Source organism: Chondromyces apiculatus DSM 436 (assembly GCF_000601485.1).
GTDB classification, from domain to species: Bacteria; Myxococcota_A; Polyangia; order Polyangiales; family Polyangiaceae; genus Chondromyces; species Chondromyces apiculatus.
This window is the reverse complement of the sequence record NZ_ASRX01000021.1, coordinates 130,419-155,543: the sequence shown is the minus strand read 5'-3', so window position 1 is coordinate 155,543 and position 25,125 is coordinate 130,419. Positions and strand designations below refer to the sequence as shown.

Sequence of the window (25,125 nt, the reverse complement as noted above, 5' to 3'; positions counted from 1 at the left end):
CCATGAGCCACCACCCCATGATCCTGCGACGATCCCTGGTTCGTTCGATTGCAGTCGCTCTGTCGCTCGGCGTTGCCGTGACGAGCGGTCCTGTCCTCGCCCAGGAGGGCGGTCAGCCCTCGAAGGCCGCCGTGGAGGAGGCGAAGCAGCGCTTCCAGCGCGGTCGCGAGCTGTACGAGGAGAACGATTTTCAGGGGGCGCTCGTCGAGATCCGCAGGGCCTACGACCTGGCGCCGACCTACCGGCTGCTCTTCGACATCGGCCAGATCTACTACCAGCTCCAGGACTACCCGAACGCCCTGAAGACCTTCACCAAGTTCCTGCAGGACGGGCGCAACGAGATCCCGCAGCAGCAGCGGGATGACGTCCAGCGGGAGATCGACAAGCTCAAGGGGCGGGTCGGCACGCTGCGCGTCACGACGAACCGGCTCGAAGCGGAGATCTCCGTCGACGATGTGCCGGTGGGCAAGGCGCCGCTCTCCGAGCCAGTCCTGGTGAGGCCCGGTCGGAGGAAGATCACCGCCACGCTCTCCGGGTTCTCGCCGACGACGAAGACAGTGGAGATCGCAGGGCTCGAGACGCTCGATGTGAACCTGGAGCTCGGGGAGGCCAGCACGCTGACCTCGACGCCTCCCTCCGGGGAAACGGGGGGCGCCTCCACGCAGACGCCTGCGGTGGAGGAGAAGAAGAGCGTCCTCCCCACGGTGATGTGGATCACGACGGGTGGGCTTGCCGCAGCGACGACGGTGACAGGGATCCTGGCGCTGAGCGCGTCGAGCAGTCAGTCGACCAACCTGGAGACCTTCCCCACCACCGCAGAGACGCTGGAGAGCGGAGCCAGCAAGGCCAAGACCATGGCGCTCGTGACGGACATCCTGCTCGGAGCCACCGTGGTGGCTGCTGCCGTCTCGGTCTACGTGACCGTCTCCTCAAGCTCGAAGAGCAGCCCCCAGAAGACGGGCGAGGTCCGTCTCGGTGTGGGCCCCGGCAGCTTGAGCGTGATGGGCACCTTCTAGGGCCCGTCCTGGATTTCGAGGGAGGCCGGCCGACGACGCGGGGCGCGCAGCAGCTTTACCGGCAGCTCTTTACTTGGCCCAGGGATCGCTGCTCAGGGTGCGCTTCGGCTTGTTGGTCGCCGTGTCCACGGGTGCCGGCGCCGGCGTCGTCGACGTGCCAGCAGCACCTGACCAGGGATCACTGCCGCTGAGCGTGCGCTTCGGCTTGCCAGCCGCGGCTGCCTTCGCGGGATCCTCGGTGTTGGTGGAGGTGGGGCTCGGCTCGTAGGGCATTCCTTCTTCGCCGCCCGTGGTACGGCGCGGACGGTAGCTCACGGTCGCCGAGGTCTTCTTTTCGAGGTCGAACTCCATCGACACGTCATCGCCGAACTGCGCGAACTCCTTCTGGGTCGCATAGCCCTGCGCCTCTACCCGGACCAGGTGGCGAGCGCCATCGGCCGGGAAGCGCCCCGTGAAGGGGTTCGCGCCGAGCCCGACGTCGTCGAGGAAAAGCTTGGCCGTGGCCGGAGCCGCCGTGATGCGCAGCTCGATGGTCTTGGGCGTCGGCGCCTCGGCGGAAGCCGACGATGGCGTGGGGCCCCCCGGCTGAGAGGCGGCGACGTCGGCGGCTGCGGGAGGGGGCGGGATCGGGTCTGGCCCGCGGCCCCGGAGGAGGAGCAACGCGACCACACCGGCGGCGGCAGCCCCTGCGAGGATGGGGAAGAGCATCCTGCGGGCCGGAGGGGGCGGCGGCGGCGGCGCCTGGGGCACCTGCTGGGTGACGCCCGAGCCGTCGGAGGTCGGGTAGGCGAGGTTCGGGAGGGGCTGCGAGCCGCTCGACGACGAGGAGCGCGTCGACGGGGGCGGGAGCATGCTGTTCATGTCGAGGAGCGAGGCGCTCCCCGAGCGCAGCCGCTTGAGCTGGCTGTCGATGACCGTCTGGAGGCGGGAGCGCCGATCCGAGAACAGGCTGGCCACGAGCTCACCCGTCTCGTCAGGCGTGATGCGCTGCCCGGTCCTGTCGAGGTAGGAGAGCAGATCGGCGCGCAGCTCGGCCGCGGTGTTGTAACGCTCTGCCGGGTCGTAGGCGAGCGCGCGGTCCATGATCCGCACCAGGTCGGGGTCGAGATCGGGGCGGTAATCGGTGAGGCGCGGGATCTCCTGGTTGAAGATCTTGTTGACGATCTCCATGTCCGCCAGGCCCTTCCACATCTTGACCCCGGCGAGGATCTCCCAGAGCACGATGCCGATCACGAAGATGTCGGCGCGGCGATCCACAGGCTTGGCGCGGCACTGCTCGGGCGCCATGTACGAAAGCTTGCCCTTGAGCACGCCGGTGGTGGTCTGGCTGGAGCGCGTCGCGGCCTTGGCGATGCCGAAGTCCACCACCTTGGTGTGACCTTCGTACGTGACGAAGATGTTGTGCGGGCTGCAATCGCGGTGGACGACGTGCAACGGGGTACCGTCGTAGTCCGACAGCTCGTGCGCGTAGTGGAGACCGGCAAGCGTGTCGGCGATGATCTTCAGCAGGATCGCTTCGCCGCGAGGGCCCGCCACGCGCCCGTTGACGCGCATGCGCTGGATGATCCGGTTCAGCGGCTGGCCATCCAGGTACTCCATCGCGATGAAGTACTCGCCGTCGACGTCCCCCACCTCGTTGGTCTGCACCACGTTGGGGTGGTTGAGCCGCGCCGCGAGCCGCGCCTCGTCGAGGAACATCGTGATGATGTCGTTCTCGTCGCCGATGTCCGCCCTGCGAAGGCGCTTGATCACATGCAGCTTGCTGAAGCCGGCAGGACCCTGGGTGACCGCGAGAAAGACGTCCGCCATGCCCCCCTGACCCAGGGTGGCAATGAGTGAATATTTTCCGAAGCGAAGCTCCGGGCTCTTCGGGTTTTCAGGCTCCACGTGAACGAGGAATGGTCAGCCTTCGGGGCGCCGCCGTCAAGCTGCGCGGAGGCGGCGACAGACAACTTCATCTGTAGAGATCCAGCAACGATAGATGATCTGATGCTGGACAACGCACGGGTGATGTATGCAGGACGCAGACATCCTCCGCGTTCCGTCGTAGGCGCGGCGGCTCAATGGAACGTGATGGAACGTGGACGATGCGCTCCCCTCGCCTGCCCCCTGACGCGCGAATGAACCTCTCGGCGATCGACGCCAACCTGGTGGTGGCGCTCGACGCGCTGCTGCGGGAGCGCAGCGTGACGCGGGCCGCACAGCGGATGGGGCTCAGCCAGCCTGCGATGAGCCATACCTTGACGCGGCTGCGCGGAGCCCTGGGCGATCCGCTGCTGGTGCGCGTGGGACGGCAGATGACCCTGACGGAGCGCGCGGAGGGAATCACGGCGCGCGTGGCAGCGCTGGTGCAGGAGCTGAAGGCGATCTTCGACGAACGGCCCCCGGCCTTCGAGCCCGGAGAGAGCACGCGCGCCTTCCGTCTGGCGGCCTCGGACGAAGTGCAGGTGCTGCTCCTCCCCGCGCTGCAAAAGCTGTGCGCGCGAGAGGCGCCTCAGATCACCCTGCATGCGGTGCCCCTCGGCGAGGTGCGCATCGTCGAGGCGCTCCGGAGCGGTGAGGTCGATCTGGCACTCGGCGCCTTCGCGTCGGGGGCACTCGCCTCGGACGTGCGACGGACGGAGCTGCAAGGAGATCGCCTGGTGGGGCTCACCAGGGTGCAGCACCCCCGGATCCGCATGCGCGCAGACATGGAGACGTACCTCGCCATGAGGCATCTGAGGGTGGCGCACCCGGGCGGGCAGGATCCCGTGGACGAGCTGCTCGGGCGACGCGGCCTCACCCGGCACGTGGCGATGACGGTCCCCCACTTCCTCGTGGCGCCTCACGTGGTCGCGGACTCCGATCTGATCGTGGCGCTGCCGAAGAGGATCGCGGAAGCCTTCGCGCCGGGCATGGCAGTCCGGACCTTCGAGATGCCCTTCGATCTGTCGACCCCCGAGATCGTGATGGCGTGGCACGACCGCGTCCACGCCGATCCGGCCCATGGCTGGTTGCGACGGCTCGCAGCGCAGGCGGCCGCCCGCGCCTCCCAGGGTGGGCGGCGACGACGGCGCGGCTGACGCGGAGCTGGCTGGATCAGGGGACCGGGCGGTCCCCGAGGCGACGGCTGGGCGTACTACCGGCCGAGTGCTTCGGCGCGGTTGACGATGCGGGGCGTCAGGAAGATGACGAGTTCGCTGCGCGTGTCGGCCGCGCGACGGCGCTGGAACAGCACCCCGAGCACGGGGATGTCGCCGAAGAGCGGGAGCTGGTCGAGGTTGCGACCGGTATTGCGGGTGAAGATGCCGCCGATCACCGCCGTGTGGCCGTCCATGATCAGCAGATCGGTCTCCGCCTCGCGCTTGAGGATGGTCGGATCGCCGCGCGCCGAGGTCTGGGTGAAGTCCGGCTCGTCGCGGTTGATCTTCACGTGCATGGCGACGCTGCCGTCCGCCGTGACGTGCGGCCGCACGAGGAGCTGCAGCTTGGCTTCCTGGAAGATGGTCTGCACGCCCTGCGCGCTGACCTGCGAGAACGGGATGAGCGTGCCCTGGCTGATCCGCGCCTCGCGGTTGTCCAGGGTGAGGACCCGGGGGCTGGAGATGACCCGCAGCATGCCGCTGGCCTCGGCGGCGCTGAGGCGGACGCCGAGGTTCACCGCGTTGTTGATCGAGCCGAAGGTCAGGCCGAGGGCGCCGCCCTGGCCGGAGCCGACGGTGGCAGGGAGGTTGACCGCGAAGTTCGGGTTGGCGACGCGGCTGTTGAAGGGCGAGAGGCCTGCCGTCGGGGTGTTGGCGTCGCTCGCCCCGCCGACGAGACCGATGGAGTTGGGGAACGCGAGCCCCGTCGGGTTGCCCGTGGCGGCGCTGAAGGTCGTGTCGCCGCCCCACTGGATACCGATGTCGCGCGTGTACCTGCTCGTGGCCTCGACCACGCGCGCCTCGATCAGCACCTGGGGCGTCTGGGTGTCCAGCGCCCGGATCAGCTCCTCGATCTGGTTCAGGTTGCCGCCCACGTCACGCGCGATGAGCACATTCGTGCGCTCGTCGACGGCCATGGACCCGCGGGGAGAGAGGAGGTCCTTGGCGCGGGCCTGGAGCTCCGCCGCCTGGGCGTAGGAGACGGGGATGAGCCGCGTCTCCAGCGGGGCGAGCTGCTGCTCGCTCTTGCGCCGCGCGATCTCGAGCTCCCGCTCCTTGTTCAGGTCGGCGATGGGCGCGACGCGGATCATGTTGCCCTGCCGCACCATCCCGAGGCCCTTGGCCTGGAGCACCGTCTCCAGGGCCTGATCCCAGGGGACGTTGCGCATGCGGATGGTGACCGCGCCGCTCACGTTGTCGGCGGTGACGATGTTCACCCTCCCCACGTCCGAGATGAGCCGGAGGACGTTGTGGATGTCAGCGTCCTTCAGGTCGAGGTCGACGCGACGACCCGTGAAGCGCCGCTGCTGGCCGGCGATCGTGGGCAGGAAGGCGTCGGCCTGGTCGGGCTCCGTCGACGCCTCGCGGACCGCCTTGCCCTGCTCGAACGACGTGGTCACCCGCGGCACGCCGTCGTCGAACGCCTCCTCGCGGGCGACGACGCGGGCCCTCCTGGCGACACCGCCGTCGACGCCCTTGCCGGAGAGCATCGAGTGGACCGGCCCGTCGGAGACCGTGAGCACGAGGGCATTCCCCTCGCGCGCCACCGAGGCCAAGGCGCCCTCCTGTCCCTCGACCTCCACCACGACCCGCGACGCATCGCTCTTCCGGCGGTAGCTGGAGACTGCCCGGACCGTGCCCCCGAACGCGCCCACGTCGAGCGTGCGCTGCAGGCGGTCCGGGAGGCGCGCCCCCTTGAGCTCCAGCACGAGGCGACCTGGCGCGGGGCTCGTCTGCGCGAAGGAGGGAATCGAGGTCATCTCGATGATGACCCGGTCATGCCCGGCGCGGTGGTCGAAGCGCACATCCGAGATCGTGGGCCCCGACCCGGGCGGCGCCTCCTCCACCGTGGAAGGGGCTGGCGTCGGGGATGGCGCAGGCGACACCGGCGTCCCGGGCGCGGCCATCGGGCCCGTCTGGTCCGCCGCCTTGAAGCTCATGACCAGCGACCCTGCCTCGGCGCGGAGGCGGTAGGCGACGGGGCGCGCGAGCTGCACCAGCACCCGCGTCGTCCGCTGTGCCCCCGTCTGGAAGGACTGGGTCATCACCCCACCCACCAGCTGGTTGCCGCGGGTGATGGCGCCCGGCGCCCCCTGCACGTCGGCCCCTTCCAGGTCGACCAGCAGGCGCTTGCCGCCGTCCGTCACCCGCGCCGAGAACCGTGGCGTCCCGCTGGTGGCCACGACGATCTCGGCCGTCTCCTCCGTCGGTGCCGTCAGCTTGACGTCACGGATGTGGATCGCGACGGCTTGCGCTGCCGCGTCACCGACGAGGGAGCCGGCGGTCAGCACCGCTCCGATCGCCAGCGCCCGACACAGCGCGCCCCTTCTTGAGCGACCCTCTCGATTGCTCTTCATTGCACTCCCGCTCGTGTTGACGCGCACCTGCGTCCCACGCTGCAGAGGCTACTCTGCCGGTGTCGTACCGGCCTAATTCGTGGCAATCAGGGTTCGCTCAGCCCGAACCGGGAGGACTCTTCGTCCGCCGAGCGGAGCGCGACCACCCTGGTGGTCGGGGGAATCTCCGGGTGGGCGGGGTCCTCGCGGATGAGGACCACGTCCGACTCGCGGATGCGGTCCACCCGCCAGTTGATGGCGACATCGGCGCCCGTGGCTCCGCCGGTGTGCACGATCTCGGCCTTCCCGATGAAATCGCCGACCTTGACCACCCAGCCGAGCCCCGTGGGATCGGTGAGCAGGGCGCGCGCGGGCGAGCGGCTGACCACGCCCACGAGCTTCAGCTCGTCGAGCGCGTACCTGTCCACGAGGACCTGACGCTGGATGGTGATCCGGGTCTTCGCCTGCGAGGCGAACAGGGACTCGTAGCTGCGGAACGGATCCCGGTTGCGCTCGCTCTCGGAGAAGTCTGCCTCCGAGAAATCACGGAGCGGGAGCGGCGGCAGCTCGGGCTCCGCCACCGCGTCCGCGCCCGCGTCGGCCGCGCGCGGGTTGGAAGGTGGACGCGCCGCCTGGGGGGCTCCCGGCTTGACCGTGGTCGGCGGCGCCACCGGTGCCTCCTCTTCACAGCCCGCCACGAGCGTCATGGCGGTGGGCAGCAGGAGGGCACCTGCCAGCATGGGCCCACGCGCGAAGCGCCGCACCAGGCGGCGAGGAGCGCTCAGGAACTCGACGGACACTAGTGGCCTCCCTGCTTCGGCGCGCCCCGTTGCTGGCGCTTCGGGTTGGTGCCAGCCCCTTCGCCCGCCTTCACCGCGCGGAACGCGGTGGCCAGACACTCCACATCCACCTCCACGTCCTCCGCTCTGGGCTCGCTCTGCCGGGAGGCCTTCTTCTTGATCTGGATGTTCTCGACGTTGATGATCCGGTCGAGCTGCCCGACCCCGTAGAAGAACTTCGCCACCTGGTGGAACTTGCCGCTGAGCGACAGCTTCATCGGAACCTTGGCGAAGAACTCCTGAGGGATCTCCTCCGTCGGGCTCCAGGAGGTCAGGTTGACGCCCGACACCGTGGCCACGCCCTGGATCGCCGAGAGGAACGCCGGGGTCTCCGACTCGTCGGGCAGGATCTTCTTCTGCTCCCGGGAGAGCTGCTCCCGGCGCGTCTTCTCGTCGAGATCCTTCTGGTACGCCTCTTTCGACGCCTGCGCCTTGCTCAGCTCACTCTGCAAGGAGAGGGTCCGGTTCTGGGCGCCCTCGATCTGGGAGGAGACGTCCGTGTAGAAGCCAATGAAGTAGAGCGCACCGATGAGCGCCATGAAAACCGCGCCGATGGCGACCTTCGCGACCGGCGAGAGCCGGTCGAGGGACAGCCCCGACTGCGTGGTGGTGGTCTTCTGGGCCATCAGTACCTCACCCTCAACTGCAAGGCGAAGGAGACCAGCTCGAGCTTGTCGGCCTTGTTGTTCTCCTTTTTCCCCGGCAAGAGCTGCACGTCGTGGAAGTACTCGGACAGCTTGAGCCGCTGCGCGAGCTCGTAGACGTCCGTGCCATCCCGCGCGAGCCCCTCGATCCGCACCACGCGCTCGGACTCGATGTAGCTCATGAGCCACAGCCGCCGGGTGTCCCAGGCAGGGTTGTAGACCGCGAGCGGGTTCTCCTTGCGGAGCTGGGCCAGCTTGTCGGCGTCGGCGGTCGGTCCCTTGCCCTGGGTGAGGATCTGCCCGAGTTCCAGGAGCACCGCGGTCGGCCCGCTGCGCGCGGCCTGGAGCTTCGCGATGGCGTCCTCGCGGGCGCGAAGCACCTCGAGGGCCTGCTTGATCTCCTCGTGGTTCGAGACGAGCTTCTTGATGTCGTTGATCTGCTGCTGGAGAACGTTGTTCTTCCGGTTCAGCTCATCGAGCTCTTCGACCTGCGTCTGGTGGAACCAGAACAGGAGCACCACCTGGAGGATGACGACCCCCAGGGTGACGAGCAGCCACCGCTGGCTGGCCTGCGGCGCGGCCCTGGGGCCACGTCGCTGCGGGAGGAGGTTTACGCGTATCACAGGCGCTTCTCCCGCTCCTTCCGCAGCGAGAGCCCGAGCGCGACGCAGAACTGCGCGGCCCGGAGGCGGAGGAGCTCAGTGTTCACTTCCTTGGCTTCCACGGCGATCCGCTCGAGCGGCTGGATCAGCTCCACCGCCACCCGCGAGCGACGCCCCACGGCCGCTGCCAGCGCGGGGAGGCTCGACGAGCCGCCCGTCAGGAAGATGCGGTGCATCTCTCCCTCGCCGCTGGTGGCCAGGAAGAAGTCCAGCGACCGCTGGATTTCCCCGGCGATGGAGTCGCACACCTGCTCGATGGTCTCCAGCACCTGCCCCGGGACGCCCCCGGGCCCTGCGGTGACGCTCGCGCATTTCAGCTCCTCGGCCTGCTCGAAGCTGACCCCCAGCCGACGCTGCACCTGCTCGGTGATGTAGTTGCCCCCGTTGCCGATGTCGCGTGTGAAGGCGCTGACGCCGCGGGAGATGATGTTGATCGAGGCGAGGCTGGCGCCGACGTTGATGATGGCGAAGGTCTGATCGGGCGGGATTCCGCGGCTGACCTCGAAGAGGTTCTGGACCGTGAACGCATCGATGTCCACGACCATGGGCTTCAGCTTCGCGTTCTTGGCGATCTGCGTGTAGTCGTTGATCTCGTCGCGCTTCGCGGCGACGAGGAGCAGGTCCATCTGCCCTGCTTCCGGGCGACGGCGCAGGACCTCGTAGTCGACGTGCACGTCCTTGATGTCGAAGGGGATGTGCTGCTCGGCCTCCCACTGGATCTGCTCGTCGAGCTCGGCCGCGGTCATCAAGGGCACCGTGATCTTGCGGATGATCACCGCCTGCCCGCTGATGCTCAGGGCCACCTCTTTCTGGCGGATCTTGGCCTCCTGGAACGACTTCCCGAGCGCATCGACCACGGCCTGGGCGTTCATCACGTGGCCATCGACGATGGTCTGCGCCGGCAGCGGGGCGTAGCCCACCCGGACGAGGCCATACCCCTTCCTGCTCTCTTTGACCTGACAGACCTTGATCGAGCTCGATCCGATATCGACCCCGACCAGGTTCTTGCCTTCCGACATCCCGCCCGTCCTGGCCCCGCTACGCGGAGGCCCCTTGACCGATGTTCAGGGAGAAGTTGACGCGCGTGATCCCCGGAATCTCATCCGGAGCGGGGGCCCTGCGCGTCGGTTTCGGACCCACGCCCGGAGCTTCGCACCTCTGCAGTTCCCTGGGCAAAAATCCGCTTTACGCTTGGGTTACGCCCGCTTATCGAAGCGGGTGTGCGCTGCGGCTCCCTCCCACGGGGAGCGGCCCGCGGGCAGACCTGGTGGCAGGCACCGCATCTGCCGGTCAGGGTAGCACGATCAAGGCTGCCTCACCGTGCAGCGAGGACGTGGAGATCGACCGCGTGGCACTGCCTACCATGCTCTCGAAATTGTTGGGTTACCGAGCGCCCCAGGAGGCGCACGCCCCGGGACGCCGCGAGAGGCGTTCCCGTCCTTCCCGCGCCGCGTGCATCGCCGCCCTCGTGGGCCTGGCCCTCCTCACCATCCCGGTCGTGGCAGACGCGGCCACCGTGGAGCACGTCGTCGTTCGAGGCCAGACGCTGGTGCGCATCGCCCGACGCTACCGGACCACGGTCGACATCCTCCGCGAGGTGAACGGCCTGAAGCCGGAAGATCAGCTCCGCCCTGGCCAGCGGCTGGTGATCCCCGAGCGCGGCAAGGAAGCCGAGGCAGCGCGCAAGGCAGCCGCCCTCCGGAAGGAGGAGGCCCGCAAGGAAGCTGCCCGCAAGGAAAAGGAAGCCGCTCGCCTCGAGGCAGCGCGCAAGGACAAGGAGCCCGATCGCAAGCCGACCACCGGCAAGAAGGCCGATCGGCCGGGTGACAGGAAAGACGACCGGAAGGCGAAGCCCAGCAAGGAAGACGAGGAGCAGGGTTACGCCCGCAAACCGAAGCGCCCTGGCTTCGTGCGCATGGTGCGTGGCGGCGAGGGGCTCGAAGTCCAGCTCCTCAACCGGAATGGCCGGCTCAACCCCAAGGCGCTCCCCAAGATCACCCACCTGCTCCGATCAGCGAAGGGCGGTCTCGCCATCGATCCGCGGCTCGCGACCCTGGTGGGCATGGTGAGCGACCACTTCGGAGGGCGCACCATCCGGGTGGTCAGTGGCTATCGACCCTACTCCCCGACCCAGTACACCCCCCGCTCCAACCACAACCTGGGTCGCGCCATGGACTTCTCCATCGACGGAGTGCCCAACACCGTGGTCCGAGACTTCTGCCGGACCTTCCGGAATGCTGGTGTTGGCTATTACCCCAACTCCTCGTTCATTCACCTGGATGTCCGTTCAGCCAAAACCTACTGGGTAGATTATTCACGCCCTGGCGAAGCCCCCCGTTACAGCAGAGGCTCCCCCCCTCCGGCCGAAGCAGAGGGGCCCAGCGACATGGAGCAGACCTCCCGCCACGAGGCTTCTCCGGTGTCTGCGGAGACTCCCCCATCTGCTGCAGAATCCGGAGAAAACTCTGCAGGAGTTCCGAGCAATTCCGGAACTTCTCCCTCCGACGGCGAAGACTAGAGTCGTCCAGGACCCTCCCCGATTCGCGCCTCGTCGGGAGGACCTGAAAACTGCGATTTAGCCCGCCAGCAAGCGTGAAAATTATCCACATCTGATCAAAGGATCCCGCTTTACACACATGCGTCTTCCCTGCACGTTGAAGGAGAGTTGCGTCACCAATCCACCTCACCAGTGACGTGTTTGACCCGAATCGAGCAGGGGCAACATCTGCCCTCGGGGATGGCCATGCCTGTCGCGGAACCTATCTGGGAGTATTCAGAGGCTCGCGCGGAGGAGGACGTCCCTCCGGAGAGCGCATCGTTCCGTAAACACGGAACACCCATCGTTGCGGGTGAGGGACCGAGGCGAACACTGCCGCCGCGAGCAAGGGCGGCGGGCAGCGAGGGCCACGAGGCGCGCCGGTGGGCGCGGAAGCAGCGGGCGCAGCGACGGTTCAACGAAGACTTCTGCCCCGAAGCGCTGAGGGGATACCTGCCGCTGGTCTACAAGATGGTCCAGCAGCTCTCGCGCGGTCTCCCCGCCAACGTCGAGCGCGACGACCTCCTCGCAGCGGGAGTCTTCGGGCTGCTCGACTCGATCCGCCGCAATGGCGGCGTCGAGGGGGACACGTTCACCGGTTACGCGCGCATGCGCATTCGCGGCGCCATCGTCGACGAGCTCCGCGCCCAGGACTGGCTCTCCCGGCGGGCCCGCGCAGCGCTCAACGCATCGGGGACCGAGGGTACGAGCTTCGTGAGCCTGAACGAGATGACCCCCGGCGAGGAGTCTGCCCACCTGGCCCACGGCGAGGATCCCTCGGAGGCCCTCTCCGCCCACCACGAGCGCCGCGCGCTGACCACCGCCATCGAAAAGTTGCCCGAGCGGGAGCGCCGGGTGGTGGGGATGTACTACTTCGAGGGGGCCAAGCTGAAGGAGATCGGGGCCGAGCTCGGCGTGAGCGAACCCCGGGTGTCGCAGCTCCACACCAAGGCGCTCCTCCGCCTGCGCTCGATGCTCCGCGCGGCCTGAGGCAGCTATTTGATGGACATCGCCGGGGTGGTGGCCCCACGCGCGCCGCGCAGCACGGCGTGCACGCTCAGGAGCCCCCCCACGGCGCCCGCGAACCCTCCCCGGGTGAGGAGGACCTGGGCGAATCGATGAAGATCATCGGCCGACGCGAGGGAGGTGAGCCCGGCCCCCTGGAGCGTCTCTTCCATCGCGCGATGCGCCGCTTCCGCGCCAAGCACGTTGGTGAGCTTGCCGAGCGCGATGCCGTGCCAGTCGTAGGGTTCGGGGCTCATGGGGCACCCAGCCTGGCCTCGAGCTCCGCGACCCGCGCCTCTGCGGCCTCTTTGGCGCGCAGCAGGCGCGTCAACGAAACCTCGCTCTCCCTGGCTTGCAGCGCGATCTCATCGAGGAGAGCCTGCGTGCGGCGCTGCACCTCGCGTTGCTCATCGATGTCGGTGTTCGTGCCAAACCAGCGGACGATCTGCCCCTCGGGGCCCCGCTGCGCCACGGCGCGGGCGAGGTGCCACCCGTAGCGGCCGTCGTGAAGCCGCAGCCGGAACTCGACCTCGTAGCTCTCTCCTGTGGTCAAGGAGTGCACCCAGCGCTCGATCACGCGCTGGCGATCCTCGGGGTGCACCACGTCCAGCCATCCTTCGGCGAGGAGCTTGTCCACGCTGAGCCCGAAGTGGCGTGCCGTCTGCGTGGTCACATAGTCCAGGTGCCCGTCGGGGAGGGCGGTCCAGATCTGCACCGGGATGGTCTCGGCGAGGAACCGGTACCGCGCCTCGCCCTCCTCCAGCTCCCTCGCGATGCGGCGCTCGTCAGCAAGAGCGCGCACCTCGATGACCACCCCCACGGCACTACCGTGCTCGAGGACGGGGCTGGCCGAGAACGCGACCGGATAAGCATGTCCGTCCTCGTGGAGGAAGACATCCTCTCCCTGCGCGCTCGTTCGTAGAGCGAGCACGCGCTCACGCAACCCCTCCGAGAACGGGCTGACCGCGCTCTCGGCGTGACCTCGGTGAACCACCTCGTCCAGCGGCTCGTCGCGCCGTTGCACCTCGATGGCCGAGAAGCCCGTGAGCCGCTCGGCGGCTGGGTTCATGTAGGTGCAGCAGAGCCGGGTATCCGTCAGGAAGAGCGCGAGCGTGGCGTTCTGCGCGATGGCCTCGACGAAGGTCGCCGAGGCAAACCTACCGACAGCACTGTCCATGGAGCCTCAGCGCTTACGACCTTCACCCCCCCAGCGCAAGCCTTCCCCTGGCGCCCTGCCTGACCGCTCTCTTTCGCCGTGCTGCCGCCCCCTGCTGCGACCTACCACCCCGTGAAAGGACGGGCTCTGCCGAGCATCGGCGCCTCGAGCAGGAACAGGGTCGTGTCGTCGTAGCTCGCCCGCAGCACCGGCGGAAGCTCCAGCTCCGGCGGTGCCACAGGCGCCGCGTCGGGAGCTGCAGCAGCATCGGTGGGCTCCGCAGGCTCGGTGGGCTCGGGTGGCGTGGTGGGCGCTGACGGATCCGTTGCCTCCGCAGGCTCTTCGCGCGCCGGAGCGGGAGCAGGCAACGCCCCCGCCCGGTGCAAGAAGGAGGACCGGCGGGCTCCACGATCGAACGCCACCACCCGCCCGCAGCCCAGATCCAGGAGCGCCTCGGTGGTCGCCTCGTCGCTGTCGAACGTCGTCGTCGCCACGACGAACGTTCCGTCCTCCAGCACGCAGGCCGCACCCCGCCGACGCATCGCCCCGATCTCCCGCGCCGAGGGAAGCAGCTTGCCCCCCTCCGCGACCAGCGGCAGCTCGGTGGCAGCGGCGCCCGGCGGCAACGCCACCCCGGCAGGAAGGATCTCCACCCGGCGCCCGTGCACCACGAGCTGCCCCCCCTCGCCGCGGAACCGCAGCCCCACCTTGCCATCGATCGAGAGCCCCAGCGCCCCTCGCCTGCGCCCGATCCCGAACCCCACCGCCCCGAGGGCCCGCGCGTGCTCCTCCGGCGTCAGCGCCTCCGGCAGCTTCGGAGCCCCCCGCGGCGAGATCTCACGCGCGCCCGCGCGCAGGCGCAGCTCGAAGCGATCCGGCGAAAACGCGGTGAGCTTCACCCGCGCCCCCAGGTTCAGCACCTCGGCCGCGTGGACCGCCGGCACCGACGCTGGCCCGGGCTGCGTCGCCCCGTCCACGCTCCATGCAGCGCGCCGGGGTTGCACCGGAGGCGCAGGGTCGCGCTGCACGAGGTACGCGAACGCCCCTGGCGACGAGGAGGTGATCTGCTCGGGCACCAGCGACATCACCGGAGAGAGCCGCTCGGCGGCCCACGCCCCCTCACGCTCCCCGACCCAGGCAAACCCCAGCCGCGCCGGATGTCGACCGACCTGCAAGCTCTCCTTGCATCCAGCCACGGTCAGCGCGCGCGAGAGCGCTGGCGCGTCCACCGCGCGCCCCCACGCATGGACCAGATACCCTCCCGCCGTCAGGCAGAGCGCCGCCCGCTCCGTCACCACATCGTCATCCCATCCGCGCGCGCCCTCTCCCCCCCCTGCCCCCACCCCTGCCCCCACCGCCGACGGCAGCGGATCCCCCTGGAACAGCGCGCGGATCCCCGCCGACGCCCCACCCTCCGACGGCCACGCGCCCACCAGCGCACGCCCATGCTGGTCCACGGCGACCGTGGGCAGCCCAGCACGCGGCGCCACCACCGCGCGCCCGTCCACCATCATCCCGTGCGACCCGTCCGCACCGAGCGCGACGGCCCCCAGCACGCGCGACGCGCTCCCCGCCTCGATCCCTCGACTGGCCCCTTCACCCGCCGCAGCCGCGTCAGCCGCTCCCCCCTGCGCTCCAGCCCTGGCTACCCCCGCCCTGGGCAGCCTCCCCGTCCCTCGCGGCCCAGCCTCGGGCCGTGGCGCATCGTAACCCGCCTGGAAGCGCAGCTCGATCCTCCGGGTATCGATCGCCAGGAGCTGCACCCGCGCTTCCGGAAGCCGCAGATCGGGCCGCAGATACGTCGCGTAAAACCAGGGCTCCACGCCCCCCGGCGTTCCCTCCGGGGCGCCCGTCCCGCCCACCCCCCCCGTCCCCCCCTTCACGAACGGTCCATCCGCCACGACCCACACCCCCTCGCCCGTCAGCGCGGGCGAGATCACGGTCGCGAGCGGCCCTGGTGGCCATCCCCCACCTGCAGACATCGCCCCGCCCGCCGCGGTCGCCGCCTGCCCTGCCAGACCGGGCTCCGGCGCCGGCGCCGACAGCCACCGCTCGACATCGATGGCAGCGCGCTCCACGGACTGCGCCTCCTCTGGCCCGAGCAGGCGGCGCGCGGCCATGGTCACCACCTCCACCCACGACCTCGAAGGCCTGGCGACCACCTGCACCGACGGCTGATACGCTTCCTTGCCGCCCGTGTTGAGCTGATGCCCCCCGAGCTCCACCGCCATCGGCGTGCGCTCCGGACCGAGGCCCGCGAGCAGCAGCGTGTCGGTCAGGTCCACCACGGCCTCCGGTGGCGGCGCCCCGAACGCGACCTCTGTACGCCCCACCCCCTGCCAGGTCCCCGCCGAGAGGAATCCCTCCACCGCCTCGAGCACCCGCCCGAACCGCGTCGGCGACGCAGGCGCTTCACCCGCGAGATCGAGCAGCGTCAGGTGCTGCACCCCCACCCCGGGCGTCACGCTCACGAACGCCGCCCGCCGCCCGCGCGCCACCAGACCGCGCTCGTCACCCAGCGGCGTCTCGCTCAGATTGCGGACGGTGTGCAGCCAGAGAGGCCTGCCGCTCCGGGTGAGCCGCACCGTGGCCCTGTACAGATCGGCGCTCCTCTGCCCCTCGGGGCCAGTCGTCGCCGCCAGGAACAGCACCCGCCTCCCGAGCAGCGCGTCGCGCAGGAACCCCCCCCGCTCCTCCCACACGAAATCGTCGACCCCGACGGTGCCCCCCACCGCGCCCCCCAGCATCGCGGCCACGGCGTCTGCGGTGCGCGGCGGCGGCGCGGGCATCCCGAACCGCGCCGCGATCGCGACACCTCCCACGAGCAGCGCCAGCGCGCCGCGGCCATGCACATGGTCGAGGACTTTTCCGGCGGCACCCCGAAGCATCACTGCGCGCGCGCGTCCCCTGCTCCGACCGTGGCCCCCGAGATGCCGAGAAGCTGACGGGCGCGGGCCGGATCGACCACCTCACGCCCCACGCTCCGCGCGTACGCCGCAGCGCGCGCCACGAGCGGAGCGCTCCCCTCGGCGAGCACACCCTTCTCCAGGTAGATGTTGTCCTCCAGGCCCACCCGCGCGTGGCCCCCGAGCCGCATCGCCAGCTCCGTCATCGGCCGCTGATGCCGCCCCACCGCGGCCACGCCCCAGGTCGCCCCCGGCGGGATCTGGCTCACCAGGAAGCGCACCACGTCCTCGCGCGCGCCGATCCCCCCGGGCACCCCGAGCACGAACTGGAAGTGCAGCGGCCCCTTCAGCACCCCCTCCGCGTGCAGCCGCAGCGCCTCGTCCACGTGCCCGACCTCGTAGCACTCCAGCTCGGGCACGCTCCCCGCCGCGTGGATGCGCTGGCACAGATCGCGGATCAGCGGCCGCGGGTTCTGGAACACGTCGTTGCCGAAGTTCAACGTCCCGCAGTTGAGCGTCGCCATCTCCGGCCGGCACTGGAGCACCTGCGCCCGCTCCTCGCCGCTCATGCCCACGGCGCCCCCCGTCGAGGCCTGGACGATCACGTCGGTCTTCTCGCGGATCGCGGCCACCGCCTCGCCGAACAGCCCTGCGTCCTGGCTCGGCGCCCCGTCCGGCGTGCGCACGTGCAGGTGAATCACCGCCACCCCCGCGTCCCGACACCGCGCCGCTTCCTCGGCGATCTCCTTCGCCGTGATCGGTAGCCACGGCGTCTGCTCGCGGGTGATCTCCGCCCCCACGATGGCCGCCGTCAGGATCAGCTCCCCGCTCGGCGGCGTCACGATCACCCGCGGCGGCGGGGTGATGATCGGACGCGGCTCGGGGAGCTGCGCCAGGTCGGGCGGCGCCGCCGAGAGCGACGGCAGCACCAGCCGCGGACGACGCTGCAACTCCCGCGGCACCACGCACGTCCCGAGCGCGCGGCAGACCACCACTGGATCCGCCAGCGCGTCGGCCGCCGAGGCGGCCAGGCTGGCGTCCCGCAGGTTCTGCACCACCTTGCGGGCCTCGAACGCCATGGTCCGCGACGTCGTGCCGACCTTCGAGATGACCCCCGTGGCCTCGATGTAGTCTCCTGCCTTGACCGGCGCGAGGAACTCGATGGCCTCGTACGCGCGGAAGAGCCCCTCGTCCCCGTCGAGGCGGATCAGCAGCTCCGTGGCCACGTCCCCGAAGAGACCCAGAATTCGGGCCCCATCGACGAGCTCTCCGGCGTAGTGTGCGTCGTGCGACCCCATTCGGACGCGAAGCGTGACGGTAAGACCGACCCCGATGCTCATGCGGGGAGAGTCGACAGTCGACAGTCGGTAGTCAACAGTGGAAACTCGCCGCGGCCGATGAACCTCGTGGAAGCCAGAAATCTCCCGCGTCACATCGGGATCATCATGGATGGCAACGGACGGTGGGCCGAGTCCCGGGGCGAGGCGCGCGAGGTAGGCCACAAGGCCGGCTCTGCCGCCGTGCGCCGCCTCGTCCGCGCGTGCCGCCGCCTCGGCATCGAAGCGCTCACCCTCTACGCCTTCAGCGAACAGAACTGGGCGCGCCCGAGCGGCGAGGTCGACGCCTTGATGGGCCTGCTCCGCGAGTTCCTGGAGAGCGAGCGCGACGAGATCCTCAACAACGACATCCGCCTCGTCGCCATCGGCGACCTCCGGCGCCTCCCGGAGGAAGTGCGCCACGTCCTCGATCCGCTCCGCCGCGCCTCCGCCGACCGGAGCCGCATGACCCTCGCCCTCGCCCTCTCCTACGGGGGGCGCGAGGAGATCGCCGCCGTCGCCCAGCAGCTCGCCCTCGAAGCCTCCGCGGGGCAGCTCGATCCCCGGACCATCGACGAGACCCTCGTCGCCACGCGCATCCCGAGCCTCAGCGTCGGCGAGCCCGAACTCATCATCCGCACCGGCGGTGAGCAGCGCCTCTCGAACTTCCTGCTCTACGGCGCCGCCTACGCCGAACTCGCCTTCACCGACCGCCTGTGGCCCGACTTCACCGAGGACGACCTGTTCGCCGCCATCGCCAGCTACCAGCAGCGCGAGCGTCGCTTCGGCAACGTCAGCCAGATGGTGGCCCGACCGATCACCCTGCCCGGAACGGAAGCCTGATCATGCGCTCGAACCTCGTCCAGCGCCTCCTCGCCGCCCTCGTCGCAGTCCCCCTGCTCCTCGCGCTGCTCTACCTCGGCCCTCCCTGGGGCTGGGCCGCCTTCCTCGCCGCCGCCACCACCGTAGGCGCCCTCGAGCTCTTCGGGATGACCCACCCCGGCGACCGCCCCTCGCAGCTCGTCGGCCTCGCCCTCACCCTCGGCGTCTTCGGCGTCGTCTGGACCTGGGGCACCGACGCGCGTGCCCTCCTCGTGCTGCTCCTCATCCTCCCCCTCGCGGGCATGCTCCTCACCCTCGCCCGCCTCGGCGACATGCAGACCGCAGCGCTCCGCGTGGCAGCCGCAACCTTCGGCCCCCTCTACCTCGGCGGAGGCATGGCCGCCCTCGCCATGCTCCGCCGCGAAGGCGGCGCCGACGGCCCCGGCTTCGTGGTCCTCGCCCTCGTCCTCTCCTGGTTCTCCGACACCGGCGCGTACTTCGCGGGCCGCTTCCTCGGCCGCCACAAGCTCTACGAAGCCGTGAGCCCCAAGAAGACCGTGGAAGGCGCCCTCGGTGGCCTCGCCTTCTCCGTCCTCGGCGCGGTCATCGGACACTTCGTCTACGTGCGCTCTCTCCCCCTCGTCCCTGCCCTCGTGCTCGGCGTCGTCGCAGGCGCGCTCGGGCAAGCAGGAGACCTCGGCGAATCCTTGATCAAGCGCTCGGTCGGCGCGAAGGACTCAGGCAGCATCATCCCTGGCCACGGCGGCATCCTCGACCGCGTCGACGCGCTCCTCGTCACCGCCACGATGACGTACGTCTACCTCATGTTCTGGTGGCAGGGCTGACGCACCGCGGCGTTCTCCGTCCGCAATCTCCTCGATCCACCGCCCCACCCGCGCTTCCCCAGCGCTTCCCCCACGTGCCTCGCCGACCCCCGCGCCAGACCGTGGCGCTCACCCGTCAGGCTGACGCGGCGCGTGAATGCAGTCCCATGATTGAAGCCCGGCGCATCGCGGACTAGAACCCGGTGCGTCCTATGAGCCAAGCAGAGAGCCCCACCGAGCACCCGATTCCCGCGGCCACCCCCTCGTCACCTCAACGATCGCAGGCGTCGAAGGAAGAGTTCTTCAAGAGCATCCAGGGTTACCTGGACGAAGCCGCGCGCCTCATCGATCTCCCCCCGTACATCCACACGATCCTGCAGCAGCCCAAGAACGAGATCATCATCAACTTCCCCGTGAAGATGGATGATGGAACCGTCCGCCTCTTCAAGGGCTACCGCATCCAGCACAACAACCTGCTCGGGCCTTACAAGGGTGGCGTCCGCTACCACGAGAGCGTCTCTCTCGACGACGTCAAGGCGCTCGCCGCAATGATGACCTGGAAGTGCGCGCTCATGAACCTGCCCCTCGGCGGCGGGAAGGGCGGCATCAAGTTCAACCCGAACGAGGTCTCCCGCGACGAGCTGCAGCGGATCACCCGCCGCTTCTTCCACGCCCTCGGCCCGAACATCGGCCCCGAGACCGACATCCCCGCGCCCGACGTGGGCACCGACGCGAAGGTCATGGCCTGGGCCATGGACACGTACATGAACACCGTCGGTCAGCTCATGAAGCAAGCCGTGAAGGGCGTCGTCACCGGCAAGCCCGTCGCCAGCGGCGGCACCTACGGCCGCGAGAAGGCCACCGGCCAGGGCGTCGTCCACTGCATCACCGAGTGGGCCGAGGAGCGCGACTTCAACCTCGGCGGCGCCACGATGATCGTGCAGGGCTTCGGCAACGTCGGATCCCACACCTCCGTCATCCTCTCGAAGCTCGGCGTCTCCACCATCGCCGTCGGCGACCACGCCGGCTACATGTACAACCCCGAGGGCTTCAACCCGCACAAGCTCCAGGACTACGTGAAGCGGCACCGCTCCATCGCAGGCTACCCCGGTGGCAAGCCCATCACCCGCGAGGAGTTCTTCCGGATCAAGGCCGACATCTTCACCCCCGCCGCCCTGGAGAACCAGATCGGCATCGACGAGGGCCGCTCCCTCCAGGTGCGCCTCGTCGCCGAGGGCGCCAACGGCCCCTGCACCCCCGAGGGCGAGCGCGTCCTGCTCGACCGCGGCATCGACATCCTCCCCGACGTCCTCGCCAACTCCGGCGGCGTCACCGTCAGCTACTACGAGTGGGTGCAGAACAAGCGCTCCGAGAGCTGGACCATCGAGGAGGTCGACATGCGCCTCGAAAAGGCCATGAAGAAGGCCTACCGCGAGGTCTCCGAGATCGCCCGCCAGAAGAAGAGCTCCCTCCGCATCGCCGCCTACTGCGTCGCCCTCCAGCGCATCGCCGCCGCCTACGGCGAACGCGAAATCTTCCCCTGAAGTACTGGTACTGCGTACCCTGGAGCAGGGACCCAGGGTCCCTACGCTCCCGTTGGTCGCTACCCCCTGAGAATCCGCTGAAGACCAAGGTGCTGCGGCTCCGGCTCGACCGGCGCCGCGGACCTCCCGTCGTCGGGCCTCAAAATCCCCCCTGCTGCACCTCGGGCAAGGCGGGCCTCGTCGTCGATGTCGGCGTCGACGCCGCCGCCTTCCCGGGCGCCTCGTCCTTCCGCACCAGCGACAGGTCGGCCACCCCGTCCTGGAACCGGATCCGCGCCACCATCAGCTTCTCCTGCACGGCGACCAGATCGATCGTCGCCTTCGAGAGCTTGTCGCTCACCTCCGCCAGCTTCTTCTCCAGGCTCTGCATCAGCGGCCCCGCCGTCTTCACGGCCTTCAGCGTCACGAGCTGCGCGTGCAGCTCGTCCATCCGCGCCCGGTACTCCCCCATCTGCTCCCGCATCGTCTCCACCCGCTGCTCGTGGCCGCCGATCTCCTTCTGGATCTGCATCAGCGTCCCCACCGCCTCCTTCAGCGGCCCCTCCACCGCCCCCGACGACAGGAACACCCGCACCATCTCGAACCCCGCGCTCGACCGCAGATCCGCCGTCCTGAACACCGGCGTCGCTTCCTCCACCGGCACCTCCGCCTTCCCTCCCGGCGGCACCGTCACCCGGAACAGGTGCGCCGCGCCGAGCCGCTCCTTCTCCGCCGGCGACTTCCCCAGCGTGAACCCCTGCGCCACCGTGTGACGCACGTACACCACCGCGGGCTCCCGCAGGCGGTTGTGGAACACGTAGGTCCGCTTCCGCGTGTGCTGCACCTCGGTCGAGAACACCCCGCGCTGCACCGAGAGGATCCGCGCGATCCGGTCCTCCTCCGCATCCTTCTGCTCGACCACCACCTGCCGATCGAGCGCGAACGGGACGAACGCCACCGACCGCTCCGGGATCGGCTCCGTCAGCCCCTCGCCAATGAACCGCCCCTCCCCGAACACCGTCACCGGCCCGGTCTCCAGCGCCGACGACGTCGGGTTGCGCACCCTCACCGCGCGGAACGGGAACTGCGCGTTCCCCCGCGCGCTCTCCGCGTCGTAGAAGTAGACCACCTCGCCCTCGGTCTCCCCGTCGAGGATCGAGATCATCGCCGACGTCCCCCGCGGCACGTTCATCGGCGCCCGCGACTCGAAGTGCGAGATCCCGATCGGCTCCGACGCAGGCTCCGCCTGCCCCGGCACTGCCTGCCCCGGTCCCTGCACCGCGCCGGCCATCTGGCCCTGCGGCATGTTCGGGTCCCTCATCGCCTGCATCGCATTCCCCAGCGGCGCCTCCACCACCCGCACCCCGCCCGCGCGCCCCCGCTGCTCGCCGCTGCCCACTGCGACCACCTGCTCCGGCGGCAGCCCATTCCGGATGAGCTGCTCCCGCACCTTGTTCGCCCGGTCCAGCGACGCGGTGAACTTGTCGCCATCACGGGCGTCCGCGTACCCCTCGACGATGATCTGGTTCTGCGTCCCCTGAAGGTTGCGCGCCACCTGCGCCATCTGCCCCTCGGTCCGGTACCGATCGTCGTTCGGCATCTCGCGCGTCACCTCGGCGGTCTTGACCCCCCCCGCGCGCTTCCCGCCTCCGCTCGGCTTCGCCGCCTGAACCCTCGGCTTCTTCTCCTGCCGCTCCTCCGCGTCGGCCTGGGCGATCACCGTGTCCGACATCTCGATCACCATCCGCTGCGGCGCCTGCCCCGGCATCCCCTGCTGCCCCGGCATCCCCCCGTACGTCGCTCCCCCCATCGGCGGCGCCTGCGCGAACAGGTCGTCCTGCCGCAGCGTCTCCCGCTGCACCATCCGCACCGACCGCAGGTCGTACCGGAACGACAGCGCCGAGCTGGCGCCGACCCCGAGCTTGACGTTCTTCCAGTCCTCGCCCGAGGAGTTGTCCACGATCGCCCATGCCTGCAGGCGCACCTTCCCTCCCTTGCCCAGCACGATCCGGTAACTCGGCTTCCACGACGGCGCCTCCGTCACGTACGAGAGCCGCAGTTCATGCGTCCCCTTCCCCGGGAGCTGGATCTTCATCTGCACGTCCCCCCCGCCCCCACCAGGAGGGCTGGTCGGGTACGCGATCGGCGTCGGCTCCCCGGTCCTCGCGTTCACCACCGTCAGCGACTTGAGGAAGTCGTCCACCTTGTCCGCCGGCACATCGAGCGCCAGCGTCTCCCCCTGCACCCGCGCGAACCGCTCGAAGTACGCGATCCCGTTCCGGTACACGACGACCCTCCCCAGGGTCGTGTCCGAAGCAACGTGCGTGGTGGCCGAGCTACACCCCGTGACGGCAAGCAACGAAGCAGCAATGAGCAGGCGCATGATCTCCCCTTGGTACTGCATACCCTGAAGCAGGGACCTGCAGTCCCTACGCTCCCGAGAGTCGGTACTGCGTACCCTGTTTCAGGGACCTGCGGTCCCTACGCTCCCGATGGTCACTACCCCCTCGGGCCTTCCAGAAGGATCGCCAGGCAGAGGGCCTGGGACGAACGAGAAGGATCAGGGAGTAGACCACCCTGGACGTCCGAGGGGCACGCCGGATCTACACGCCACGCCGATTCCCACTGGGGTAGGCGCCCCTACCCTGCCGCGCCTCGCGTCAGCCGGCGCCTCGCCTCAGCCCGCGCCGCGCGCCGCCACCACCGACGCCGGCCTCCCGGCGACCTTCAGCGCCACCCCGGGGTGCGCGTGCTTGTACTTCACGTACCCCAGCGCCAGCACCCCGGCGCCCTCGGGCCGACGCGCCTGGCTCGTCACCACCCCCACGACCGTCCCGTCGGGCAGCGACACCTCGGACTTCGCCGGCACCTCCCCCTCCCCCTCGACCTGCACCTGCACCAGCCGCTTCTTCGCGTGCCCCCGGTGCTGGAGCATGAACACCGCCTCCTGCCCCAGGTAGCACCCCTTGTTGAAGGACACCGCCAGCTCCTCCAGCGACGCCTCCTGCGGGTAGTTCTGGTCGTCGAAGTCGACCCCGAACCGCCCCACGTTCTGCTCCACCCGCAGCAGCTCCCACGCCGCGTCGTCGCCGCGCACGGCGCCCTCCTGCGCGAGCAGCGCCGCCTCCACCGCGTCCACCGCCTCGCGCGGCGCCACGAACACGGCCCCGCCGAGCCCTGTCCAGTCCGCGCTCGCCGCCTGCGCCCCCGCGGCCCGACCCGCCTGCAGCAGGTCCTTCGCGCGCGGCCCCACCGCGAACACCCACCCCATCTCCGCGGAGCCGTCGGACAGCTCCACGTCCTCCATGATCAGGTACTTCTCGAACATCTCCTGCAGCATCGGCACCCGCTCCCGCAGCGCCCCGAGCCACACCTGCTCTTCCCCCAGCACCACCCAGACCTCGGCCTGGATCTTCCCGTTCTTCGCGGCGCTCACCCCGTACGCCCCGCTCCCCGAGCGCAGCTTGGAGAGGTCGCAGGTGAGCATCCCGTTCAGCCAGCTTTGCCGCTCCGAGCCGCCTGCCACCAGCGTCCCGAGCCCATCCATCCGCAGCACCAGCGCTCCCTCACGCAAGGCGCGGCGCTGCTCTTCAAGGCCCGGGAGGTTCGACCGATCGGGGTGCGTGCTCATCGTCTCTCCATCGTGGGCACAACCGCCCGGAAAGCAAGATCCCTCGCGGCGCGCCTGGGCCCGCCGTTCCAGCGCTGCCCACGCTGCCCACGCTGCCCACGCTCCCTCGCCGCGCGGCCCGCCTGTACCTTCACCCCGGATCGCCACCCGGCTCGGCGTTCATGAGCGACGCCGGGTCGGCGCCCTCCTCCACCCGGATCCACACCGCCGTCTGCTCGCCCTCGTAACAGACCGCCCCCTCGTGCCGCATCTCGAAGCGGTAGCGGATCAGGTGCTTCTGCGTCCCGAGGCGCCCCCGCACCGCCACGCACGTGGCCTCGATCGGCGTCCCCGGTGACACCAGCTTCCGGAACACCACCTGGTGGAGGTGCGTCCCGTAGCCGATCCAGCCGTCCCGGTGGCGCAGCCCGAGCAGGTAGTAGGCGTGCACGAACCCCATCATCCCGCTCGCGTGCACCATGATCGCTCCGGCCACGTGCCGCGGGTGCCGCAGCGGGTGCGCGCGCTGCGCCTCCACGAGCGGCATCGGCCTGTCCGTCGGGATCCGGCAGCGGATCATGCTCTGCTCCGGATCAGCCTCCAGCAGCGCGTCGCAGAACAGCACCGAGGGGTCGTACGGGAGGTCCGCCATGAACTCGGCGTCGTCCGCGAAGCGGAGAGGCGTCGCCACGCGCGGCAGACCGGGAACGAAGAAGCGCGAAGGGCCAGGCATCGCGCGGACTCGTAGCAGGGCCCTCCCCCGCGGACAACCTGTGCGTCCGGGGCGTCCGGATACATTGCTTCCCTG

Annotated in this window: 20 protein-coding genes; 7 read left to right on the top strand and 13 right to left on the bottom strand. The window is 69.8% G+C overall.

Going from position 1 to position 25,125, the window contains the following annotated elements; all coding sequences use genetic code 11:
* Nucleotides 1-17 precede the first annotated feature (17 nt).
* A complete protein-coding gene (locus tag CAP_RS15905; RefSeq protein ID WP_156040850.1) occupies nt 18-1,016 on the top strand; it encodes a PEGA domain-containing protein in 999 nt (332 codons plus the stop codon).
* 69 nt (nt 1,017-1,085) lie between these two features.
* On the opposite strand, the gene CAP_RS15900 is transcribed toward CAP_RS15905, so the two are convergent.
* Nucleotides 1,086-2,903, bottom strand: coding sequence for a serine/threonine protein kinase (locus tag CAP_RS15900; RefSeq protein WP_044241434.1), 1,818 nt, complete (start codon nt 2,901-2,903; stop codon nt 1,086-1,088).
* 233 nt (nt 2,904-3,136) lie between these two features.
* On the opposite strand from CAP_RS15900, the gene CAP_RS15895 reads away from it, so the two are divergent.
* Complete coding sequence (locus CAP_RS15895) at nt 3,137-4,078, top strand: LysR family transcriptional regulator (protein ID WP_044241433.1); 942 nt, start codon at nt 3,137-3,139, stop codon at nt 4,076-4,078.
* Nucleotides 4,079-4,134: 56 nt separating this feature from the next.
* Here the strand turns inward: CAP_RS15895 and CAP_RS15890 are convergent, their stop codons facing one another.
* The 5 genes from CAP_RS15890 to pilM form a co-directional block, all read right to left on the bottom strand.
* Complete coding sequence (locus tag CAP_RS15890; RefSeq protein WP_044241432.1) at nt 4,135-6,495, bottom strand: type IV pilus secretin PilQ; 2,361 nt, start codon at nt 6,493-6,495, stop codon at nt 4,135-4,137.
* A gap of 86 nt (nt 6,496-6,581) precedes the next feature.
* Nucleotides 6,582-7,274 (bottom strand): pilus assembly protein PilP, encoded by a 693-nt coding sequence (locus CAP_RS15885; RefSeq protein WP_231511501.1) that lies wholly within the window; start codon nt 7,272-7,274, stop codon nt 6,582-6,584.
* The gene (locus CAP_RS15880) at nt 7,274-7,939 is read right to left on the bottom strand and encodes a type IV pilus inner membrane component PilO (protein WP_044241430.1); all 666 of its coding nucleotides are present in this window, start codon (nt 7,937-7,939) and stop codon (nt 7,274-7,276) included. The genes CAP_RS15885 and CAP_RS15880 overlap by 1 nt, the downstream gene beginning before the upstream one ends.
* Nucleotides 7,939-8,580 carry a PilN domain-containing protein gene (locus CAP_RS15875; RefSeq protein ID WP_044241428.1) on the bottom strand — a complete coding sequence of 214 codons (642 nt, stop codon included), beginning with the start codon at nt 8,578-8,580 and terminating at the stop codon, nt 7,939-7,941. Before CAP_RS15875 ends, CAP_RS15880 begins: the two co-directional genes overlap by 1 nt.
* On the bottom strand, nt 8,577-9,638 hold the full coding sequence (gene pilM, locus CAP_RS15870; RefSeq protein ID WP_044241426.1) for a type IV pilus assembly protein PilM: 1,062 nt from the start codon (nt 9,636-9,638) through the stop codon (nt 8,577-8,579). Before pilM ends, CAP_RS15875 begins: the two co-directional genes overlap by 4 nt.
* A 449-nt stretch (nt 9,639-10,087) precedes the next feature.
* On the opposite strand from pilM, the gene CAP_RS15865 reads away from it, so the two are divergent.
* The gene (locus tag CAP_RS15865; RefSeq protein WP_052375346.1) at nt 10,088-11,137 is read left to right on the top strand and encodes a peptidoglycan L,D-endopeptidase MepK; all 1,050 of its coding nucleotides are present in this window, start codon (nt 10,088-10,090) and stop codon (nt 11,135-11,137) included.
* A gap of 225 nt (nt 11,138-11,362) precedes the next feature.
* Nucleotides 11,363-12,145 (top strand): sigma-70 family RNA polymerase sigma factor, encoded by a 783-nt coding sequence (locus tag CAP_RS15860; RefSeq protein ID WP_231511500.1) that lies wholly within the window; start codon nt 11,363-11,365, stop codon nt 12,143-12,145.
* A 5-nt stretch (nt 12,146-12,150) separates the two neighbouring features.
* On the opposite strand, the gene CAP_RS15855 is transcribed toward CAP_RS15860, so the two are convergent.
* The 4 genes from CAP_RS15855 to kal/cle form a co-directional block, all read right to left on the bottom strand.
* On the bottom strand, nt 12,151-12,417 hold the full coding sequence (locus CAP_RS15855; RefSeq protein WP_044241425.1) for a hypothetical protein: 267 nt from the start codon (nt 12,415-12,417) through the stop codon (nt 12,151-12,153).
* Nucleotides 12,414-13,337, bottom strand: coding sequence for a PAS domain-containing protein (locus tag CAP_RS15850; protein ID WP_044241423.1), 924 nt, complete (start codon nt 13,335-13,337; stop codon nt 12,414-12,416). The genes CAP_RS15855 and CAP_RS15850 overlap by 4 nt, the downstream gene beginning before the upstream one ends.
* Before the next feature lie 101 nt (nt 13,338-13,438).
* On the bottom strand, nt 13,439-16,204 hold the full coding sequence (locus tag CAP_RS15845; RefSeq protein ID WP_044241421.1) for a hypothetical protein: 2,766 nt from the start codon (nt 16,202-16,204) through the stop codon (nt 13,439-13,441).
* A complete protein-coding gene (kal/cle, locus tag CAP_RS53660) occupies nt 16,204-17,562 on the bottom strand; it encodes a bifunctional 3-aminobutyryl-CoA ammonia lyase/3-keto-5-aminohexanoate cleavage enzyme (RefSeq protein WP_156040849.1) in 1,359 nt (452 codons plus the stop codon). Before kal/cle ends, CAP_RS15845 begins: the two co-directional genes overlap by 1 nt.
* 57 nt (nt 17,563-17,619) lie before the next feature.
* Between kal/cle and uppS the strand changes: the two genes are divergently transcribed.
* The 3 genes from uppS (at nt 17,620) to CAP_RS15825 (ending at nt 20,728) form a co-directional block, all read left to right on the top strand.
* On the top strand, nt 17,620-18,381 hold the full coding sequence (uppS, locus tag CAP_RS15835) for a polyprenyl diphosphate synthase (protein WP_044241420.1): 762 nt from the start codon (nt 17,620-17,622) through the stop codon (nt 18,379-18,381).
* Between the two features lie 2 nt (nt 18,382-18,383).
* Nucleotides 18,384-19,205 carry a phosphatidate cytidylyltransferase gene (locus CAP_RS15830; RefSeq protein WP_044241419.1) on the top strand — a complete coding sequence of 274 codons (822 nt, stop codon included), beginning with the start codon at nt 18,384-18,386 and terminating at the stop codon, nt 19,203-19,205.
* 191 nt (nt 19,206-19,396) lie between these two features.
* Nucleotides 19,397-20,728, top strand: coding sequence for a Glu/Leu/Phe/Val family dehydrogenase (locus tag CAP_RS15825; RefSeq protein ID WP_081864931.1), 1,332 nt, complete (start codon nt 19,397-19,399; stop codon nt 20,726-20,728).
* A 139-nt stretch (nt 20,729-20,867) separates the two neighbouring features.
* On the opposite strand, the gene CAP_RS15820 is transcribed toward CAP_RS15825, so the two are convergent.
* The 3 genes from CAP_RS15820 to CAP_RS15810 form a co-directional block, all read right to left on the bottom strand.
* Nucleotides 20,868-23,090, bottom strand: coding sequence for an OmpA family protein (locus CAP_RS15820; protein WP_197041198.1), 2,223 nt, complete (start codon nt 23,088-23,090; stop codon nt 20,868-20,870).
* A 294-nt stretch (nt 23,091-23,384) separates the two neighbouring features.
* Nucleotides 23,385-24,338, bottom strand: coding sequence for a CAF17-like 4Fe-4S cluster assembly/insertion protein YgfZ (gene ygfZ / locus CAP_RS15815; RefSeq protein WP_044241416.1), 954 nt, complete (start codon nt 24,336-24,338; stop codon nt 23,385-23,387).
* A 130-nt stretch (nt 24,339-24,468) separates the two neighbouring features.
* Nucleotides 24,469-25,050, bottom strand: a complete 582-nt coding sequence (locus CAP_RS15810; protein ID WP_044241415.1) for a hypothetical protein — start codon at nt 25,048-25,050, stop codon at nt 24,469-24,471.
* Between the last annotated feature and the right edge of the window lie 75 nt (nt 25,051-25,125).

Excerpts from the sequence above, each read along its gene's own strand:
- CAP_RS15905 (WP_156040850.1), top strand. The coding sequence starts at position 18 with ATGATCCTGCGACGATCCCTGGTTCGTTCGATTGCAGTCGCTCTGTCG.
- CAP_RS15895 (WP_044241433.1), top strand. The coding sequence starts at position 3,137 with ATGAACCTCTCGGCGATCGACGCCAACCTGGTGGTGGCGCTCGACGCG.
- CAP_RS15890 (WP_044241432.1), bottom strand. The coding sequence starts at position 6,495 with ATGAAGAGCAATCGAGAGGGTCGCTCAAGAAGGGGCGCGCTGTGTCGG.
- CAP_RS15880 (WP_044241430.1), bottom strand. The coding sequence starts at position 7,939 with ATGGCCCAGAAGACCACCACCACGCAGTCGGGGCTGTCCCTCGACCGG.
- pilM (WP_044241426.1), bottom strand. The coding sequence starts at position 9,638 with ATGTCGGAAGGCAAGAACCTGGTCGGGGTCGATATCGGATCGAGCTCG.
- CAP_RS15860 (WP_231511500.1), top strand. The coding sequence starts at position 11,363 with ATGCCTGTCGCGGAACCTATCTGGGAGTATTCAGAGGCTCGCGCGGAG.
- CAP_RS15855 (WP_044241425.1), bottom strand. The coding sequence starts at position 12,417 with ATGAGCCCCGAACCCTACGACTGGCACGGCATCGCGCTCGGCAAGCTC.
- CAP_RS15850 (WP_044241423.1), bottom strand. The coding sequence starts at position 13,337 with ATGGACAGTGCTGTCGGTAGGTTTGCCTCGGCGACCTTCGTCGAGGCC.
- CAP_RS15845 (WP_044241421.1), bottom strand. The coding sequence starts at position 16,204 with ATGCTTCGGGGTGCCGCCGGAAAAGTCCTCGACCATGTGCATGGCCGC.
- kal/cle (WP_156040849.1), bottom strand. The coding sequence starts at position 17,562 with ATGAGCATCGGGGTCGGTCTTACCGTCACGCTTCGCGTCCGAATGGGG.
- uppS (WP_044241420.1), top strand. The coding sequence starts at position 17,620 with ATGAACCTCGTGGAAGCCAGAAATCTCCCGCGTCACATCGGGATCATC.
- CAP_RS15830 (WP_044241419.1), top strand. The coding sequence starts at position 18,384 with ATGCGCTCGAACCTCGTCCAGCGCCTCCTCGCCGCCCTCGTCGCAGTC.
- CAP_RS15825 (WP_081864931.1), top strand. The coding sequence starts at position 19,397 with ATGAGCCAAGCAGAGAGCCCCACCGAGCACCCGATTCCCGCGGCCACC.
- CAP_RS15820 (WP_197041198.1), bottom strand. The coding sequence starts at position 23,090 with ATGCGCCTGCTCATTGCTGCTTCGTTGCTTGCCGTCACGGGGTGTAGC.
- ygfZ (WP_044241416.1), bottom strand. The coding sequence starts at position 24,338 with ATGAGCACGCACCCCGATCGGTCGAACCTCCCGGGCCTTGAAGAGCAG.
- CAP_RS15810 (WP_044241415.1), bottom strand. The coding sequence starts at position 25,050 with ATGCCTGGCCCTTCGCGCTTCTTCGTTCCCGGTCTGCCGCGCGTGGCG.